The sequence below is a fragment of the Rhizobium sp. 768_B6_N1_8 genome (assembly GCF_051811225.1).
In the GTDB taxonomy this organism is placed as follows: domain Bacteria; phylum Pseudomonadota; class Alphaproteobacteria; order Rhizobiales; family Rhizobiaceae; genus Rhizobium.
On record NZ_JBPWPV010000001.1, the window covers coordinates 4,451,833 to 4,470,000 of the forward strand.

The following is an 18,168-nucleotide window of genomic DNA, read 5'->3' on the forward strand; positions in this document are numbered from 1 at the left end:
TCAAACTCAGTCGAGGCGCATCGCGATGCCGCGCTCAGACATATAGTGTTTTGCTTCGCCGACGGAATAGGTGCCGAAATGGAAGATTGATGCGGCAAGCACCGCATTGGCATGGCCTTCCTTCACGCCGGCCACCAGGTCGTCGAGATCACCCACACCGCCCGACGCAATGACGGGCACACGGACGGAATCGGCAATCGCCCGCGTCAGTTCCAGATCGTAGCCGATCTTCGTGCCGTCGCGGTCCATGGAGGTGACGAGCAGTTCGCCAGCACCGCGGGCGACCATCTTCTGGGCGAATTCCACCGCATCGATGCCGGTCGCGTTGCGGCCGCCATGTGTATAGATTTCCCAGGCGCTGAGATTGTCGCCGCCGACTTTTTGCGTCAGCCGGCGCTTGGCATCGATCGACACGACGATGCACTGGTCACCGAACTTGTCAGCCGCTTCGGCGACAAAATCCGGATTGTTGACCGCAGCCGAATTGATCGAGACCTTGTCGGCACCGCAAAGCAGCAGCTTGCGGATATCGGCAATGGTCCGCACGCCGCCGCCGACGGTGAGCGGCATGAAGCACTGCTCGGCCGTGCGTGTGACGACATCGAAGATCGTCTCGCGATTGTCCGAGGAGGCGGTGATGTCGAGGAAGCACAGCTCGTCGGCACCGGCCGCATCATAGGCTTTCGCCGCCTCGACGGGATCGCCGGCATCGACCAGATTGAGGAAATTGACGCCCTTGACGACACGGCCGTCCTTGACGTCGAGGCAGGGGATCACGCGGGCTTTCAGGGTCATTATGCGGTCTCCTTTGCCCGTGCGGCCTTGATGAGATCGAGCGCCTCCTTGGGGTCGATCCGTCCATCATAAAGGGCTCGGCCGGAGATGGCGCCTTCAAGCTTGCGGGCGTCCGGCTGCAGCATGCGCTTGATGTCTTCGATCGAGGCGAGTCCACCAGATGCGATGACCGGGATGGAAACAGCGTCCGCCAGCTCCAGTGTCGATGCCCAGTTGATGCCGGTCAGGATGCCATCGCGATCGATATCAGTATAAATGATCGCGGCAACGCCGGCGCCTTCGAATTTCTTCGCAAGCTCGATAATGCCGAGTTCGGATGCTTCCGCCCAGCCTTCGACAGCCACCTTGCCACCCTTGGCGTCGATGCCGACGGCGACACGGCCCGGAAATGCCTTGCAGGCTTCGATGACGAGCGCCGGGTCACGGACGGCAACGGTGCCGAGGATCACGCGGCGCAGCCCGCGCGACAGCCAGTTCTCGATATGCTCGAGCGTGCGGATGCCGCCGCCAAGCTGAACCGGGTTTTTCGTGGCCTTGAGGATCGCTTCAACCGCATCGCCATTGGCCGAATGTCCTGCAAAGGCACCGTCGAGATCGACCACGTGCAGCCATTCGAAACCCTGCTCTTCGAAGGATTTCGCTTGAGCGGCCGGATCGGTGTTGTAGACCGTTGCCTGTTGCATGTCGCCGAGCTTCAGGCGAACGCATTGTCCACCCTTCAGGTCGATCGCGGGAAAAAGGATCATTCGTCTCAAGTCCGTAGCGTCGTGGGCACCATCAGTGCATTCCACGCATCTACGATATCCGAACGAAAAAAGACAGCGGCAATGGCGACCGCGGCAAAAAGCACGATCAGCAGCAGGGTCACGGTGAAGGCCACCCGGACCTGGCGCCAGAAGCCGGTGCGCTTCTTCACCGACTTTTCAATATCCCGCGCCTGCCGCAGCGCCTCGCTGTTGGTGGCCATGAGCTGGATCTGCGGCTCCATGGCTTCGACATAGGTATCGGCATAGCTCGAAAGGATCTGCGAAGCGCGGTCGCGCAGCGTGCTGCGCAGATCGGCGGAGAGGTAGTTGCTTGTCACCGCCGCGATTTCCACCTCATTGGGTGAGCGGCCGGCATTGCGCTTGCGATGGCTGACAATAAAGTCGCGCTTCTGGCGCTCGTAAAGTGCATAGGCAAGCAGGCCGATCAGATCATCCTCGCTTTCGATGTAGAATTCCAGCACCGCTTCGGCGAGATCGCCGGCGCTTATCTCGCCTGATCGCAACCGTGAATTCTCGTTTCCTGGAAAGGTCTCCTGCATCAGCCGCCGAGCCTCTCTTTGAGTGCTTTGGCCGCGTTCGCGAGTGCTTTGTGATGCAGAGCCTCATCCACCTGGCGGATGATCGCCCCACCGGGCAGCCTGATATCGACAAAAGGCGGTTGCCCCTCTCTGGAGGGCCGCAACCTGTAGAATATCTTGCCTGATTTCCGCGAAGCCGGCATCGAGCGCGCTCCTGTAACTGCCCTTTCAATTACAGGAGAAATAAGGCGCGCGTATTAAAAGCCAGCCCTTACGGCGCCCAGCGCAGGAAATTCGCAATCAGCGCCAGCCCAAGCTTCTGGCTTTTTTCTGGGTGGAACTGAGAACCGGCCATATTGTCCCGCCCGACAAAGGCCGTCATCGGCCCGCCATAGTCGGTGGTGGCAATGACGTCGCCGGCATTTTCGGCGGCGAGATGGTAGGAGTGCACGAAATAGGCGTGCAGGCCATCTGGCCCGGTCGGGATGCCGTCGAAAAGCGGATGTTCATGTTTCAGGTCGAGCGTGTTCCAGCCGATCTGCGGGATCTTCAGCTCCGGATCAGCAGGCGTCATCTCCACGACATCGCCTGGAATCCAGCCGAAGCCTTGGGTCGTCGTCTTCTCAAGACCGTGTGAGGACATGAGCTGCATGCCGACGCAAATGCCGAGGAAGGGGCGCGCCTTCCGCTCGACGCCTTCGAGCAGAGCTTCCGTCATGCCGGGCACGGCATCGAGCCCGCGACGGCAATCGGCATAGGCGCCGACGCCCGGCAGCACGATACGGTCGGCAGCGGCAACGATCTCCGCCTTGTCCGTCAAGTTGATTTCCGCCTCGATACCGGCTTCACGGGCCGCGCGTTCGAAAGCCTTGGTGGCCGAGCGCAGATTGCCAGAGCCGTAATCGATAATTGCGACGCGCATTATTTGCGTCCTCCATCAAAACCGAAGAGACCGAGGGAAGTGGAATGGCTCTGCCGCGCCTGCGGGCCGGAAACCTGGTTCCATTCGGGCGCTTTCAGATCGGCGCCGGTCTCGATACTGGAAAAATAGATCTCTTCCGCAAGGTCGATCGAGGAAGCGCCGATCGCGGCCTCTTCCCGCCAGCCGCGGGAGGCGAGATTGCGAATGCGGAAATTTTGTCCTTCGAAGCCGACGAACAGGTTGACCGCGATGGCGAGCGCCATGCCCGCCAGTCCAAAGCCCGATTCCTCTGCCAACACGCCGCCGATCGCCTGTAGTGCGAAGGCAATGATTGCATGAAGCCAGAGACGATGCGCAAGCAGCCAGATCCAGGGGAAGAGGAAGGCAAGCCACGAGAAACCATCGCGGACCGTGCGTGTGTCCTCGCGCTGACCATCAGGCGGAACAAGAAAAACGTAGCTGGATGCCATCTGACGCTCCCTGCTGGGGCTCAGACGAGCGTGCCCTTCGTCGAGGGAACACGGCCCGCCTGTCTCGGATCGATCTCTGTCGCCGTGCGCAGAACGCGGGCAACGGCCTTGAAGCATGTCTCTGCAATATGGTGGTTGTTGGCACCATAGTGGTTGAGAATATGCAGGGTGATCCCGGCATTTTGCGCAAGCGCATGGAAGAACTCGCGCACGAGTTCGGTATCGAAAGTACCGATTTTCGGCGCGCTGAACGAGACGTTCCAGACGAGGAAGGGACGGCCGGAGAGATCGACAGCCGCCTTCGTCATCGTCTCGTCCATGGCGAGATCGATCGAGGCGTAACGCGTGATGCCGCGGCGGTCGCCGAGCGCCTTCGAAATCGCCTGGCCGATTGCGATGCCGGTATCCTCGACCGTGTGATGGTCGTCGATATGCAGATCACCCTTGGCCTCGATTTCCATGTCGATCAGCGAATGTCGCGAAAGCTGTTCCAGCATATGGTCGAAGAAGCCGACGCCCGTCGAAATCGTCGATTTGCCGGTGCCGTCGAGATTGACGGAAACGGAAATGGAGGTCTCGTTGGTCTTGCGGGAAAGGCTTCCCGTGCGGCTTGCTGCGGTCCCGGCCATATGGCTTTCTCCTTGAAATCAAGGTGGTTCCTTATCAGGCGCATTGCGAAATATCCAGAAGCGCGAGGGCAGAAAAGGCAGGCCATTTGCAATCGCGGCGGACCCTCTTACATAGGGTTGGACAGGGCCGATGTTCGGCCCGCTGTAACAGCCCGCGAGTTGGGGCAACAGGTGTTTGATGACGACAATTATTACAGTTCGAAAAGGCGGCAAGGTCGTGGTGGCCGGCGATGGCCAGGTCAGCCTCGGCCAGACCGTCATGAAGGGCAATGCCCGCAAGGTCCGCCGCATCGGCAAGGGCGAAGTGATCGCCGGTTTCGCTGGTGCGACGGCCGACGCCTTCACGCTTCTGGAAAGGCTCGAGAAGAAACTGGAGCAATATCCAGGTCAGCTGATGCGCGCCGCCGTCGAGCTCGCCAAGGACTGGCGTACTGACCGTTACTTGCGCAATCTCGAAGCCATGATGCTTGTCGCCGACAAGTCGGTGACGCTTGCCATTACCGGTAATGGCGATGTGCTGGAACCTGAGCATGGCGTTATGGCCATCGGTTCGGGTGGTAATTTCGCGCTTGCCGCGGCTCTCGCGCTGGCCGACACAGACAAGTCCGCCGAAGAGATTGCCCGCCGCTCGCTCGATATTGCTGCCGACATCTGCGTGTATACGAACCACAACGTCATCGTGGAAACGCTGGATGTCGAAGGCTGACAGCGTACCCCGATATACATTCCGCGATGTCACTGACGGAGATTTTCCGCTTCTGGCGCGCTGGCTCGGTGAGCCGCATATTGCGGAATGGTGGGGCGCTGTCGACAAGGAGCTTGCTTCGATCAGGGAGTCTATGACGAGCGTGGAAACGCGGCCGATGATCGTGGAGCTGGATGGGGCGCCGATTGCGTATCTCCAGAGTTACGATCCGCATCTTGAAGAGGGCCATCCTTATCAGGATCAGCCGAAAGGCACGCTTGGACTGGATATTTCGATCGGCGATGCGGACTTGCTGGGCAAGGGTCACGGCAGCACGATTGTCAGGCAGATGGCTGCCGAACTTTTCGCTGCCGGCGCGACGCGGATCGTGATCGATCCCGACCCGGCGAATGCAAGAGCGATCCGCGCTTACGAAAAGGCAGGCTTCCGGCATTTCGACACGAGAACATCCATATATGGTCCAGCCCATTTCATGGTTATGGACCTACCCGAAGAAACGGATCTGATATGACTACTTTTTCTCCCCGCGAGATCGTTTCCGAGCTCGACCGTTACATCATCGGCCAGCATGAAGCCAAACGCGCCGTGGCGATCGCGCTCCGTAACCGCTGGCGCCGTCATCAGCTCGATCCGAGCCTGCGCGATGAAGTCATGCCGAAGAATATCCTGATGATCGGCCCGACCGGCGTCGGCAAAACGGAAATCTCCCGTCGCCTCGCCAAGCTCGCGGGCGCGCCTTTCATCAAGGTCGAAGCCACGAAGTTCACCGAGGTCGGTTATGTCGGCCGTGATGTCGAGCAGATCATCCGCGATCTCGTCGAAGTCGGCATCGGCCTGGTGCGTGAAAAGAAGCGCGCCGAGGTTCAGGCCAAGGCCCATATGAGCGCCGAGGAGCGCGTTCTCGATGCGCTGGTCGGTGCGACGGCCTCGCCCGCGACCCGTGAAAGCTTCCGCAAGAAGCTGCGCAATGGCGAACTCGACGATAAGGAAATCGATATCGAAGTGGCCGATACCGGCTCCGGCATGGGCGGCTTCGATATCCCCGGCATGCCGGGCGCCAATATCGGTGTGCTGAACCTGTCGGAAATGTTCGGCAAGGCGATGGGCGGCCGCACCAAGAAGGTGCGCACCACGGTGAAGGCCTCCTACACAGACCTGGTCCGCGACGAGTCCGATAAACTTATCGACAACGAAGTCATCCAGCGCGAGGCTGTGCGCTCGGTTGAAAATGACGGCATCGTCTTCCTCGACGAAATCGACAAGATCGCGGCCCGCGATGGCGGTGTTGGCGCCGGCGTTTCCCGCGAAGGCGTCCAGCGCGACCTGCTGCCGCTCGTCGAAGGCACGACGGTTTCCACCAAATACGGCCCGGTGAAGACGGATCACATCCTCTTCATCGCCTCCGGCGCCTTCCATGTTTCCAAGCCGTCGGATCTGCTGCCGGAATTGCAGGGCCGCTTGCCGATCCGCGTCGAGCTTCGTCCGCTGAACAAGGAAGACTTCCGCCGCATCTTGACGGAAACCGAGGCAAGCCTCATTCGCCAGTACAAGGCGCTGATGGAAACCGAAAGCCTGACGCTCGATTTCACCGATGACGCGATCGATGCGCTCGCCGATGTCGCCGTCCATCTGAACTCCTCCGTCGAAAATATCGGCGCGCGCCGCCTGCAGACGGTCATGGAGCGGGTGCTGGACGACATCTCCTATAACGCACCGGATCGCGCCGGCACGGATGTGAAGATCGATGCCGCTTACGTACGCGAGCATGTCGGCGATCTCGCGCAGAATACCGACCTGTCGCGCTTCATCCTGTGATCGGGGGAACGTCGTTTCCTGTCTTTGCGCAGGTAATGCAAAAACTTTGACGATCTGAACTCTCGACAGCGGGCCTTTTACTTTTTAGTGAAAGGCCCGCTTTGTTTTTTGTACGGCTTTATTCGGACAAGATTCTGGTCCAGTCAGCCGCCACGAAGACGACAGGGAAAGACGGGAAAGCAGATCGTGCGACGCCTTTTGACAAGCCTTGTGATTGCCATGACTATCGTGGGCTCGGTCCCTGCGCTTGCGGCGCAGGCTGTTCCGCCCGGAAACCGTCATGCCGAGCAGCCGGATATTCCAGGCGCTTCGGTCCGCCGCACCAAGGGCACCAAGACGACCTTCGATATCAAATATGAGAAGGTGTACGATCTCCTGTCGACCGACCATGAGCTCCTGGGCAAGATCAAGAAGGTATCAAACGCTTACGGCATCAATCCCATTCACGTGATCGGCGCGATCGTCGGCGAACATACTTATAATGTCGATGCCTATGACCGCCTGCAGGCTTACTATGTGAAGGCCGCTTCCTATGCCGGTGAGAGCTTCCGCTTTGCCTATGATGGCGAGAACGTCGACGATTTCGTCGACCGGCCGCAATTTGCCGCCTGCAACGGCAAGAGCGATTCCTACACGCTCTGGACTTGCCGCGAGGATGTCTGGGAAAGTGATTTTCGTGGAAAGACCGTCGGTGGCAAGAGCTTCCCGAACAACCGCTTCAGTGCCGTCTTCTTCCAGCCCTTCTACGCAGGCCAGACCTTCGGCCTTGGCCAGGTCAACCCGCTGACGGCGTTGATGCTGTCTGATCTCGTATCCCGCGTTTCCGGCTATCCGAACCTGAACGAGAAGAATGCCGGCTCGGTCTACAAGGCAATCATGGACCCAGACATCTCGCTTGCCTTCGTCGCCGCCTCGATCCGCAGGTCGATCGACGACTACAAGGAGATCGCCGGCATGGATATCTCCGGCAATCCGGGAGTCACGGCCACACTTTATAATGTCGGCAATTCTCGCCAGCGCGCAGCAGCGCTTGCCGCCAAGAATCGCTCCTCCGGCACGACAGTCTGGCCGGAAGAGAATTATTACGGCTGGCTGGTCAACGATAAACTGGACGAGCTGAAGGGCCTGCTCTAACTTTCGAGGCCTGCTGGGAAGACGATAGCTTCCCGCGAAAGGCTATGCTCATGGACATGCGTCCGGACCCCTTCGTACCGCCGGCACCGCTGCCGCGCACCGTGCCGCCGTCGCGGCTCGAGATCATCAGGACGATTTTCCGCAACCCGCTCGAGCTCTGGGGCGAACCATCCTATACGCTGCCCTGGATCCGCACCAATTTCTTCGGCCAGAGAACGCTGATCGTCAACGATCCCGGCCTCATCAAACATGTGCTGGTCGATAACGCCAACAATTACCGCATGTCCGATGTCCGTCAGCTCGTCCTGCGCCCGATCCTTCGCGACGGGCTGCTGACTGCGGAAGGCCCTGTCTGGAAACGCTCGCGCAAGGCCGTCGCCCCCGTCTTCACGCCCCGGCATGCCAAGGGCTTTGCCAACCAGATGCTGCGCCAGTCGGAGGACTACGCCCGCAAATATGCCGATGTCGAGGAGGCCGGCACGATTTTCGATATCAGCACCGACATGACGGAGCTGACCTTCGCCATCCTCGCAGACACGTTGTTTTCCGGTGAGATCGTCACATCGAGCGGCCACTTCGCCGACGATGTCAACGAGCTGCTGCATCGCATGGGCCGCGTCGATCCGATGGATCTGCTGCGGGCCCCGTCCTGGGTTCCACGTGTGACACGCATCGGCGGCCAGAAGGTCCTTGAGAAATTCCGTGCCATCGTCCGCAACACCATGGATATGCGGCTCGCCAAGATGAAGGCCGACCGCAGCACGGCGCCGAACGATTTCCTGACCCTGCTGCTGGAGCAGGCCGGTCCCGATGGCCTGACGAAGGAGGAGATCGAAGACAATATCCTGACCTTCATCGGTGCGGGCCACGAGACAACCGCCCGCGCGCTCGCCTGGACGCTCTATTGCGTATCGAACAGCCCGCATATCCGCGAGGCGATGGAAGAGGAGATCGATAGGGTCCTCGCATCAGGCGCAGAACCGGTTGAATGGCCGGATCTGATGCCACAGACCCGCGCCGCCTTCGAGGAGGCACTCCGCCTTTATCCGCCCGCTCCTTCGATCAATCGCGCTGCCATTGCAGATGATTACTGGACGAGCCCCAAGGGCGAGCGTGTCGAGATCGAGGCTGGCGTCACCGTGCTCGTCATGCCCTGGACATTGCATCGCCATGAACTCCATTGGGATCGGCCGCGCGCCTATATGCCGGAACGATTCCTGCCGGAAAACCGTGCCTCCATCGGCCGTTTCCAGTTCCTGCCGTTCGGCGCCGGTCCGCGCGTCTGCATCGGCGCCACCTTTGCGCTTCAGGAAGCGGTTATCGCGCTGGCCGTCTTGATGCAGCACCACCGTTTCGATTCGACCGATCAGACGAATCCCTGGCCGGTGCAGAAGCTGACGACGCAGCCGCAAAACGGCCTTCCGATGCGCGTGACCCGCCGGACTGTTTCCAAGCCTGCATAAATCTTTCGAATTGTTGCTGAATTGACTGTGAATGAAAGCCGGGCAAAGTGGCAGCATGAAAAAAGCTGCCACTGCAAGGGAGACACCGCATGAGCCGCATTGAAAAGAATGGTCTCTTCATCGAAGCCGTCCTTCATGATTTCCTCGTGAAGGAGGCATTGTCGGGCCTCGCCATCGATGCGGACAAGTTCTTCGCCGATTTCTCGGCGATCGTACATGATCTGGCGCCGAAGAACCGCGCGCTGCTTTTGAAGCGCGACCAGCTACAGGCAAAGATCGACGACTGGTATCGCCGGAACGGCGCACCGACGGATATGGACGCTTATCAGTCCTTCCTGAAAGAGATCGGCTATCTCCTGCCCGAAGGGCCGGATTTTCAGGTTTCGACTGCCAATGTCGATGCCGAGATCGCCTCTCTTGCCGGCCCGCAGCTCGTCGTTCCCGTCATGAACGCCCGCTATGCGTTGAATGCCGCCAATGCTCGCTGGGGTTCGCTCTATGACGCGCTCTATGGCACCGATGCCATCCCGGAAACGGACGGCGCCGAAAAGGGCAGTGGCTACAACCCCAAGCGCGGCGAAAGGGTCATCGCCTGGGTGCGCAATTTCCTCGATTCCGCCGTTCCCCTCGATGGTAGCTCCTGGAAGGATGTCGGCTCCCTCGCCGTCAAGAATGGTGCTCTGGCGATTGCTGCCGTCGATGGCAAAACACTGGCGTTGAAAGATGCCGGACACTTTGCCGGCTATCGCGGCGATGCGAACGCGCCGACCCATATTCTCCTGAAGAATAACGGCATCCATATCGAAATCGTGCTTGATGCCTCGACCGCGATCGGCAAGACCGATCCGGCCCATATTTCTGACGTCTGGCTGGAATCGGCCATCACCACGATCATGGACTGCGAGGATTCCATTGCTGCCGTCGACGCCGAGGACAAGGTCGTCGTCTACCGCAATTGGCTCGGCCTCATGAAGGGCGACCTGCAGGAAGAAGTGGCCAAGGCCGGTTCGACATTCGTTCGCAAGCTCAACCCGGATATCGCCTACGCGGCCCCCGGCGGACAGAGCTTCGAACTGCATCGCCGCTCTCTGATGCTGGTGCGTAATGTCGGCCACCTGATGACCAATCCGGCGATCGTCGATCGCGATGGCAACGAGGTTCCGGAAGGCATCATGGATGCCGTAATTACCGGCTTGATTGCGCTCTACGATGTCGGCCCGTCCGGACGCCGCAAGAATTCGCGTGCCGGTTCCATGTATGTCGTCAAGCCGAAGATGCATGGCCCCGAAGAGGTCGCCTTCGCAGTCGAGATCTTCTCACGCGTTGAAGACGCCCTCGGCATGGCGCGCAACACCATGAAGATGGGTATCATGGACGAGGAGCGCCGCACGACGGTCAATCTCAAGGAATGCATCCGCGCTGCCCGCGAACGGGTCGTCTTCATCAACACGGGCTTCCTCGATCGCACAGGCGATGAAATCCACACTTCTATGGAAGCCGGCCCGATGATCCGCAAAGGCGACATGAAGCAGGCCGCCTGGATTGGAGCCTACGAAAACTGGAATGTCGATATCGGCCTCGAATGCGGCCTCTCCGGCCACGCGCAGATCGGCAAGGGCATGTGGGCCATGCCCGATCTGATGGCCGCAATGCTGGAGCAGAAGATCGCCCATCCGAAGGCTGGGGCTAACACAGCCTGGGTGCCGTCGCCGACGGCCGCTACTCTGCATGCCACGCATTATCACCAGATCAATGTCGCCAAGGTGCAGCAAGGCCTGAAGGATCGCACCCGCGCCAAGCTCGCCGACATTCTCTCGGTGCCGGTCGTTGTACGGCCGAACTGGACGCCGGACGAAATCCAGCGCGAACTCGACAACAATGCACAGGGCATTCTGGGTTACGTCGTGCGCTGGGTCGACCAGGGTATCGGCTGCTCCAAGGTGCCTGACATCAACAATGTCGGCCTCATGGAAGACCGCGCGACATTGCGGATTTCCGCCCAGCACATGGCGAACTGGCTGCACCACAAGATCGTCACGAAGGAGCAGGTCGTTGAAACGATGAAGCGTATGGCCGCCGTCGTCGACCAGCAGAATGCCGGCGATTCGGCCTACATCCAGATGGCCGGGAATTTCGATGATTCGATTGCCTTCCAGGCAGCACTCGATCTGGTCCTGAAGGGCAGGGAACAGCCGAACGGCTACACCGAGCCGGTCCTGCATCGCCGCCGCATCGAGCTCAAGGCAAAGCAGACCGCCTGAGCCCGCCAGATACAAAAAGGCCGCCGGACTCAAAAGTCCGGCGGCCTTTTTTATACCGAATTCAGCTTCTAGCTTACTGGATAACGATGACCTTGGAGGTGGTCTTGCCCGGACGGACGCGGCTGTAGAGATCGATCACGTCCTGGTTCATCAGGCGGATGCAGCCAGAAGAAGCGGCGGTGCCGATCGATGCCCATTCGGGGGTACCATGCAGGCGGAAGAGCGTGTCCTGGCCCTTCTCGTTGAAGAGATACATGGCGCGTGCGCCGAGCGGGTTGCTGAGGCCTGGACCCATGCCGTCTTCGACATACTTGGCGATTTCAGGACGACGGACGGCCATTTCCTTCGGCGGATGCCAGTTTGGCCATTCCTGCTTCCAGGCGACATAGGCCGTGCCGGACCATGCAAAGCCCTGCTTGCCGACGCCGATCCCGTAGCGGACGGCCTTGCCGTTGGGCAGGATATAATAGAGGTGACGCTCGCGCGTGTTGACGATGATCGTGCCCGGACGCTCGTCGCTCTGGTAGCTGACGATCTGCCGGCGGAATTCCGGCTTGACGCGGTCGATCGGAATTGCCGGCAGGGAGTATCCGGCATCCGACGTCACACCGTAGGCGTCATTGAAGATTTGTGCCGTCTGAACGGTCGGACCTGCGCCCTTGTCATCGACGGACGCGGATTCGGACGTCGTGGAGCAGCCGGCCAGTGCCAGGGTCGCCAGCAGGCCAAATACAGGGAATGCATTGCGGATGCGCATGGATGACTCGTGAAGGTTTTGGGGCAAGGGAGGATAGTCTTTCGACCATCGTTGCTTATGGTTTATTTTCGATTAACTTTGCCTTTGCAAGGCTGCTGCGGTGCGACAAAATCCATCTGCGCCGCAAATTAGAAGCGCATGGCTTTTTTGCAACAATGACCAAGGCCCCCTGACACTTATCCATGACGATTTTGAGCGTTTACAATAACAATCCGTTAATCGATGGCCGGCAATCGGACAGGGCCATGATGGTGCGCCGTGGCATGCAGATTTTGCTCCACGATATGCGCCACGCAGTGCTGCCGGAACTGCCTCTGGCGAGCGGCCGCCGGGCCGATTTGATTACCATCTCTGAAAAGGGAGAGGTCTGGATCATCGAGATCAAGACGTCGATCGAGGACTTCAAGGTCGATCGTAAATGGCCGGATTACCGTCTGCATTGCGACCGGCTATTCTTTGCAACACACAAGGATGTGCCTGTCGATATATTTCCAGAGGAGTGCGGCCTTTTTCTTTCAGATGGTTACGGGGCGCATATGCTGCGCGAGGCACCTGAACACCGCCTGCCGCCGGCGACCCGCAAGGCCGTAACGCTCAACTTTTCGCGCGCAGCCGCGCAGCGGCTGATGATGGCCGAATGGGCAAACGGCAAACCGTTCAACGTGGATGATGTCTGACTATTTCGGCGCGCGTTTGGCGAGGATGCGCTGCAGCGTGCGGCGGTGCATGTTGAGCCGGCGTGCCGTCTCAGACACGTTGCGCTCACACATTTCGTAGACACGCTGGATATGCTCCCAGCGCACGCGATCCGCCGACATGGGGTTTTCCGGCAGTTCCGCCTTTTCCCCGGGCCGTTGCGTCAACGCCGCAAACACATCATCGGCATCAGCAGGTTTCGCCAGGTAATCCACAGCCCCGAGCTTCACTGCCGTCACCGCGGTGGCGATATTGCCGTAGCCCGTCAGCACGATGATGCGCGTGTCGTCGCGGCGCTGGCGAATCGCTTCGATGACATCGAGACCGTTGCCGTCACCGAGTCGTAAGTCGACCACCGCATATTTCGGCGGCCGGCCCTTGGACTTTGCCACACCTTCCGCCACCGATTCGGCCGTTTCCACATGGAAGCCGCGTGCCTCCATAGCCCGTGCTAAACGACGCAAAAACGGGCCGTCGTCGTCGACGATCAGCAGGCTCGGGTCAGGCCCGATATGCTCCTCGTTGGAGCCGGCGGAAATCTCATGGTTCTGATCTGTCATCGCTACGGTCCCGGCGGTTGAATGTCCGAATGCGTCAACCGCTTATATTCTGTTTATGCCCACAAAGTCATTTTGTCGAATTTGCGTCTATCAACACGCGCGGCCATTCGATTCGAATGCGAGCGCCGGCATTTTCCGGATCACGGTTTTCGAAAATCAAAGACGCGCCGGAGCGCTCCAGCAGCGTCTTGGCGATGAAAAGCCCCAGCCCCAGGCCTCCAGCCGTATCTTCCCTCTGCCGTTTGGTGACGTAAGGCTCGCCGATCCGCGTCAGAATATCGGGCGCGTAGCCGTTGCCGTCGTCCTCGATGACGATGAGCACCTTTTCGTGATCATGCTCGACCGTGACCGTCACCTTCTCCCGCGCATAGTCGACAGCGTTCTCGACGAGGTTGCCGAGCCCGTACATGATGCCGGCATTGCGGTCGGTAACAGGCTCGCCCCTGCGCGGGCTCTTTTCCATCAACTCCAGCTTGATGCCGAATTCGCGATGTGGCGCCACGATTTCCTCCATCATCGAGGAAAGGGGTAGCCGCCGCAGATGCGCCTCGCCCTCGGCGGAGAGCGTCGTCAGCCGGCGAAGGATGTCGCGGCAGCGCTCACTCTGACTGCGCAGAAGCTGCACATCCTCGCGGAACCGGTCGTCATTCTTGAGCTCGCGCTCCATCTCCTTGGCAACGACGCTGATCGTGGCAAGCGGCGTGCCGAGCTCATGGGCTGCGGCCGCCGCAAGCCCGTCGAGCTGGGAAAGATGCTTTTCCCGCTGCAGCACCAGCTCAGTTGCCGCCAGCGCGTCGGCAAGCTGGCTTGCTTCCATCGACACCCGATAGGCATAGAAGGCGGCAAAGGCCATGGTCGAAGCAATTGAACACCAGACGCCGAACTGCATGACATTGTGCACGTTGATTTCCATCCCGTCGAACCACGGAAGTGGAAAGGGCGAGAAGGCAAGCACGGTAATGCAGACCATCGCAAAGCCGATCAATGCAGTGCTGTAGCGGATCGGCTGTGAGGCGAAGGAAATGATGACGGGAACGCAGACCAGTGCCGCAAAGGGATTGGCAAGGCCGCCAGTAATGAAGAGCAGCGCGCAGAGCTGCAGAAGGTCGAAACCCAAAAGCGCGAAAGCGGCACGCGGCTCAAGCCGGTGAGTCGGCGGATAGCGTATCGTCAGATAGAAATTCACCGCGGCGAGTGCGGCAATCAGCGAGCAGCTGGCAACCAGCGGCAGGGGGAATTTTAACAGGAACGCGACGATGAAGACTGTTACCGCCTGGCCGATGACCGCCAGCCATCGCAATCGCACCAAAGTCTGCAGGCGTAGCCGGCGGCTGCTTAGCCTGTCTTCCCGTGTCTGGATTTCGGTCTTCTCAATCACGCCACACTCCTACAGCATCTTCCGAAAATCGGAATCGATTTCGGAAAGCTTGATGCGTAGATTCAAAGAGTTAGAGCGTCCGTTGCGCGTCCGAATGAACGCACGGCGCTCCAACGCCGCGGATTATGTACCACGGGGCTTTGCCCTTGTCGTCGGCGCCGCTTCATCAGGCTTTTCCGGCCAGGGATGTCTTGGATAGCGCCCCCGCATATCCGCGCGCACATCCTTCCACGAGCCCGCCCAGAAACCTGGCAGGTCGCGGGTCGTCTGGATCGGCCTGTGCGCCGGCGAAGTAAGCTCCAGCAGCAGAGGCAATCGTCCGCCGGCGACCGCCGGATGCTGCTTGAGACCGAAGAGCTCTTGTACCCGGATCGTCAGCGTCGGCTCTTCGCCGTCGTATTGGATCGGATGGCGTTGCCCCGTCGGCGCATCGAAATGCGTTGGTGCAAGCCGTGCGAGATCGCGCTGCAGGTCGTGCGGGACGAGTGCCATCAGTCCGTTGGAGAGCCCGGAGGCGGAAATATCCGAAAGCCCTCGCGCGTCCATCTGGAAAGGGATGAACCAGTCTTCCATGCGGTCAAGCAGCGCTTCGTCGCTCATATCGGGCCATGGTTCACCAATCGTCCGGTGCAGGAAGCCGATCCGCTCCCGAAGCTGCAGAGCCTCCTTGGAAAAGGGAAGCTGATCGAGCCCCAGCTCCTGCAATCCCTGCGCAAGCGCCCGTACCACCGCCTCGCCCGAGGGGCGTGGAAGCGGCGCTTCCTCGAAAACGATCGCGCCGAGTCTTGTGGCCCGGCGTGCCCGCACCTGCCGGCTCTGCCTATCGAAAAAGGTCTGATCGTCCGTCCGGATTTCGCCCGGCAGCTCGGCTTCGATGTCGGCGCGGGAAACGTCCGCTGCCGCCAGAATTCTCCCCTGTGCGGCCCGACCCGTCAGATCGGCGATTACGAGCATCTGGCTGCCGGCTAGCCGCTCGGTCTCCGCAAGCTCGGCGCCTCGGCCGTTCGCCATGACATACCGCCCGCGCGCGCCGCGCTGAAGCGCGATTCGATCCGGGAACGCATGCAGCAGAAGCCTTCCTGCAAGCGCAGGTTCAGCGCTCGAAACCCCGTTGAAACCTTCTGAGAGTCTTCCTGCGAGCCGTCTCGAAGCCTCGGCCCTTTCGCCTTTTTCACCTCTGAACCGTCGCAGACGCTCTTCCAGATCGATGCCAGTGCCGCCGAGCCCCTGCTCGGTCAGCAGCACGGATATCAGCGCCGCATCCCTAGCATGACCCGATTCGCCAGCCGAAACCACCATGGCGGCCAGCCGCGGCGGCAGGGCGAGGTCGCGCATCACCTTGCCTCGCGCCGTCAACGCACCGTTTTTGTCCAGCGCCCCAAGCTGCGCCAATAGCGCGCGTGCTTCCTTGATTGTCGTCTCCGGCGGTTGATCGACAAAAGCGAGCGATTTCGTATCCTGAACGCCCCAATGGGCGAGATCGAGCACGAGACCGGAAAGATCGCTCGAAAGAATCTGTGGTGGTGTGAAGGCCGGAAGTGCCGCCGTCTGGCCCTGATGCCACAGGCGGATCGCGATGCCAGGTTCTGTCCTTCCCGCGCGGCCGGCACGCTGATCGGCCGAAGCGCGCGACACCCGCACGGTTTCCAGCCGCGTGATGCCCGTCGATGCCTCGAAGACCGGCAGTCGCTGCAGCCCGCTGTCGATCACGATCCGCACGCCATCGATAGTGATCGAAGTTTCGGCAATTGAGGTCGCAAGCACGATTTTGCGCGTGCCCGGTGCCGCAGGGCGGATCGCCGCATCCTGCTCCTTCTGGCTGAGATTACCGTAGAGCGGTGCAATCAGCGTCTGGGTGCCGAACCGCCCCTCGAGCCGCTCTGCTGTCCGGGTGATCTCCGCCTGGCCGGGGAGGAAGGCGAGAATCGATCCGGGTTCGCTCGCATGAAAACTGGCGATCGCCCGCACCATCGCGTCTTCAATGCGCTCGCCGCCCGGCCGGTCCTGATAACGGATATCAATCGGAAAGCTTCGACCCGTACTCTCGACAACAGGCGGATGATTAAGCAGTGCAGCGACCCGTTCGACATCGAGCGTGGCCGACATCACAAGGATACGCAGGTCCTCGCGAAGCGCCGATTGAACGTCGAGCGCCAGCGCAAGGCCGAAATCGGCATCCAGCGACCGCTCGTGGAATTCGTCGAAGATGACGGTGGAGACTCCGGAGAGCTCGGGATCATCGAGGATCATACGGGCGAAGACGCCCTCGGTGACAACCTCGATCCGCGTCCTGGCCGATATCCTGTTATCCAGGCGCATGCGGTAACCGACCGTTTCGCCCACCTGCTCGCCGAGCAGGGACGCCATGCGGCCCGCCGCGGCACGTGCCGCCAGCCGGCGCGGTTCCAGCAGGATGATCTTCCCTTCGTCACGCCAGGCCTGGCCAAGGAGATGAAGCGGTACCAGCGTCGTTTTGCCGGCGCCTGGAGGAGCCGAAAGCACGGCTCGCTTCTCCTTGCCAAGCGCCGCGCTGATATCAGGCAGCACATGCGAAACCGGAAGCTCCGGCAAAGAGGGCGTCGTCTTCACTTTCGGGCCGTCACCATTTCATAGGCAAGGATGGCAGCCGCCAGATCCTCGAGCGCTGCGCCGACGGATTTGAAGAGGGTAATCTCTTGTGCATCTTTCCGCCCGTCACAGGCACCTGATATCAGCTCTGCCAGTTCGCCGCGTATATCGCTCTCTTTCAGCAGCCCGCTCCTCAATGGTTGGACGATGTCGCCGCCTTCGCTCAGCGCGCCTGCCCTTGTGTCAACATAGACGGCGGCGCGCAGTACGGCCGCATCGTCGCTCTCCCGCATGCTGGGCTTAAAGGCGCCAACCAGATCGAGATGGGCGCCGGGTTTCAGCCATTCGCCTCGAACAAGTGGCTCACTGGAGAGTGTCGCACAGGAAATGATATCGGCTGTTCTTGCGGCCGCTTCAATATCGCTCACCGCTTCGGCCCGCAGCCCAAGAGCCCGCGCTTCCGCCGCCGCCTTCTCCGTTGCCTCGCTATTGCGCCCCCAGATACGGTAGCGCCGGATCGGCCTGACTGTCCCGTGCGCCTGCATAAGATTAAGTGAAAGCCGGCCGGTGCCGCAGATCAGCATTTCCTCTGCATCCGTTCGGGAAAGATAGCGCGATGCCAAGGCTGAGGTCGCTGCCGTCCGCCGCGCCGTCAATTCTCCGCCCTCCATGACAGCCAGCATCTGCCCGCTTGCCGCAGAAGAAAGCAGATAGCTCCCGAAGATTGCA

General features: G+C 60.4%; 20 protein-coding genes (1 of these 20 only partly in view). 8 read left to right on the top strand and 12 right to left on the bottom strand.

Features of this window, described 5'->3' with window-relative positions:
• Nucleotides 1–6: 6 nt before the first annotated feature.
• The 7 genes from hisF to hisB all read right to left on the bottom strand — a co-directional run bounded on the left by hisF (nt 7) and on the right by hisB (nt 4,101).
• Entirely contained in the window at nt 7–795 is a 789-nt protein-coding gene (hisF, locus tag AB8B33_RS22540) for an imidazole glycerol phosphate synthase subunit HisF (RefSeq protein ID WP_439016941.1), read from the bottom strand.
• Nucleotides 795–1,541, bottom strand: a complete 747-nt coding sequence (gene hisA, locus AB8B33_RS22545) for a 1-(5-phosphoribosyl)-5-[(5-phosphoribosylamino)methylideneamino]imidazole-4-carboxamide isomerase (protein ID WP_113322137.1) — start codon at nt 1,539–1,541, stop codon at nt 795–797. Before hisA ends, hisF begins: the two co-directional genes overlap by 1 nt.
• 5 nt (nt 1,542–1,546) lie before the next feature.
• Nucleotides 1,547–2,101 (bottom strand): hypothetical protein, encoded by a 555-nt coding sequence (locus AB8B33_RS22550; RefSeq protein WP_113322136.1) that lies wholly within the window; start codon nt 2,099–2,101, stop codon nt 1,547–1,549.
• Nucleotides 2,101–2,283 carry a hypothetical protein gene (locus AB8B33_RS22555; protein WP_113322135.1) on the bottom strand — a complete coding sequence of 61 codons (183 nt, stop codon included), beginning with the start codon at nt 2,281–2,283 and terminating at the stop codon, nt 2,101–2,103. Before AB8B33_RS22555 ends, AB8B33_RS22550 begins: the two co-directional genes overlap by 1 nt.
• A gap of 68 nt (nt 2,284–2,351) precedes the next feature.
• Complete coding sequence (hisH, locus tag AB8B33_RS22560; RefSeq protein WP_439016942.1) at nt 2,352–3,002, bottom strand: imidazole glycerol phosphate synthase subunit HisH; 651 nt, start codon at nt 3,000–3,002, stop codon at nt 2,352–2,354.
• Nucleotides 3,002–3,472 carry a DUF2628 domain-containing protein gene (locus AB8B33_RS22565; protein ID WP_439016943.1) on the bottom strand — a complete coding sequence of 157 codons (471 nt, stop codon included), beginning with the start codon at nt 3,470–3,472 and terminating at the stop codon, nt 3,002–3,004. The genes hisH and AB8B33_RS22565 overlap by 1 nt, the downstream gene beginning before the upstream one ends.
• Before the next feature lie 20 nt (nt 3,473–3,492).
• Nucleotides 3,493–4,101, bottom strand: coding sequence for an imidazoleglycerol-phosphate dehydratase HisB (hisB, locus tag AB8B33_RS22570; RefSeq protein WP_439016944.1), 609 nt, complete (start codon nt 4,099–4,101; stop codon nt 3,493–3,495).
• Between the two features lie 178 nt (nt 4,102–4,279).
• Here hisB and hslV point away from each other — a divergent pair, with 178 nt between their 5' ends.
• The 6 genes from hslV to AB8B33_RS22600 all read left to right on the top strand — a co-directional run bounded on the left by hslV (nt 4,280) and on the right by AB8B33_RS22600 (nt 11,480).
• A complete protein-coding gene (gene hslV, locus AB8B33_RS22575) occupies nt 4,280–4,807 on the top strand; it encodes an ATP-dependent protease subunit HslV (protein ID WP_113322131.1) in 528 nt (175 codons plus the stop codon).
• Nucleotides 4,794–5,318, top strand: a complete 525-nt coding sequence (locus AB8B33_RS22580) for a GNAT family N-acetyltransferase (RefSeq protein ID WP_439016945.1) — start codon at nt 4,794–4,796, stop codon at nt 5,316–5,318. The genes hslV and AB8B33_RS22580 overlap by 14 nt, the downstream gene beginning before the upstream one ends.
• Nucleotides 5,315–6,622, top strand: coding sequence for an ATP-dependent protease ATPase subunit HslU (hslU, locus tag AB8B33_RS22585; protein ID WP_113183717.1), 1,308 nt, complete (start codon nt 5,315–5,317; stop codon nt 6,620–6,622). The genes AB8B33_RS22580 and hslU overlap by 4 nt, the downstream gene beginning before the upstream one ends.
• Nucleotides 6,623–6,808: 186 nt before the next feature.
• A complete protein-coding gene (locus AB8B33_RS22590) occupies nt 6,809–7,756 on the top strand; it encodes a DUF1402 family protein (RefSeq protein WP_439016946.1) in 948 nt (315 codons plus the stop codon).
• 50 nt (nt 7,757–7,806) lie between these two features.
• Nucleotides 7,807–9,219 (top strand): cytochrome P450, encoded by a 1,413-nt coding sequence (locus AB8B33_RS22595; RefSeq protein WP_439016947.1) that lies wholly within the window; start codon nt 7,807–7,809, stop codon nt 9,217–9,219.
• A gap of 89 nt (nt 9,220–9,308) precedes the next feature.
• Nucleotides 9,309–11,480, top strand: a complete 2,172-nt coding sequence (locus tag AB8B33_RS22600; protein WP_439016948.1) for a malate synthase G — start codon at nt 9,309–9,311, stop codon at nt 11,478–11,480.
• A 73-nt stretch (nt 11,481–11,553) separates the two neighbouring features.
• Here AB8B33_RS22600 and AB8B33_RS22605 read toward each other — a convergent pair whose 3' ends face one another.
• A complete protein-coding gene (locus AB8B33_RS22605; RefSeq protein ID WP_113322127.1) occupies nt 11,554–12,237 on the bottom strand; it encodes a L,D-transpeptidase in 684 nt (227 codons plus the stop codon).
• A 2-nt stretch (nt 12,238–12,239) separates the two neighbouring features.
• Between AB8B33_RS22605 and AB8B33_RS22610 the strand changes: the two genes are divergently transcribed.
• Together AB8B33_RS22610 and AB8B33_RS22615 are read left to right on the top strand one after the other, a co-directional pair.
• Complete coding sequence (locus AB8B33_RS22610; RefSeq protein ID WP_162747990.1) at nt 12,240–12,410, top strand: hypothetical protein; 171 nt, start codon at nt 12,240–12,242, stop codon at nt 12,408–12,410.
• Nucleotides 12,411–12,419: 9 nt separating this feature from the next.
• Nucleotides 12,420–12,914 (top strand): MmcB family DNA repair protein, encoded by a 495-nt coding sequence (locus AB8B33_RS22615; RefSeq protein WP_037070647.1) that lies wholly within the window; start codon nt 12,420–12,422, stop codon nt 12,912–12,914.
• On the opposite strand, the gene AB8B33_RS22620 is transcribed toward AB8B33_RS22615, so the two are convergent.
• The 4 genes from AB8B33_RS22620 to AB8B33_RS22635 all read right to left on the bottom strand — a co-directional run.
• Nucleotides 12,915–13,493 (bottom strand): ActR/PrrA/RegA family redox response regulator transcription factor, encoded by a 579-nt coding sequence (locus AB8B33_RS22620; protein ID WP_025670009.1) that lies wholly within the window; start codon nt 13,491–13,493, stop codon nt 12,915–12,917.
• Between the two features lie 67 nt (nt 13,494–13,560).
• The gene (locus tag AB8B33_RS22625; RefSeq protein WP_439016949.1) at nt 13,561–14,871 is read right to left on the bottom strand and encodes an ActS/PrrB/RegB family redox-sensitive histidine kinase; all 1,311 of its coding nucleotides are present in this window, start codon (nt 14,869–14,871) and stop codon (nt 13,561–13,563) included.
• A gap of 123 nt (nt 14,872–14,994) precedes the next feature.
• Entirely contained in the window at nt 14,995–17,460 is a 2,466-nt protein-coding gene (gene hrpB / locus AB8B33_RS22630; protein ID WP_439016950.1) for an ATP-dependent helicase HrpB, read from the bottom strand.
• A protein-coding gene (locus AB8B33_RS22635; protein ID WP_439016951.1) for an ornithine cyclodeaminase family protein crosses the window boundary here: on the bottom strand, nt 17,457–18,168 show its 3' portion. It continues 236 nt past the right edge of the window; the window shows 712 of its 948 coding nt (coding positions 237–948); its start codon lies off the right edge, out of view; it ends in the stop codon at nt 17,457–17,459. Before AB8B33_RS22635 ends, hrpB begins: the two co-directional genes overlap by 4 nt.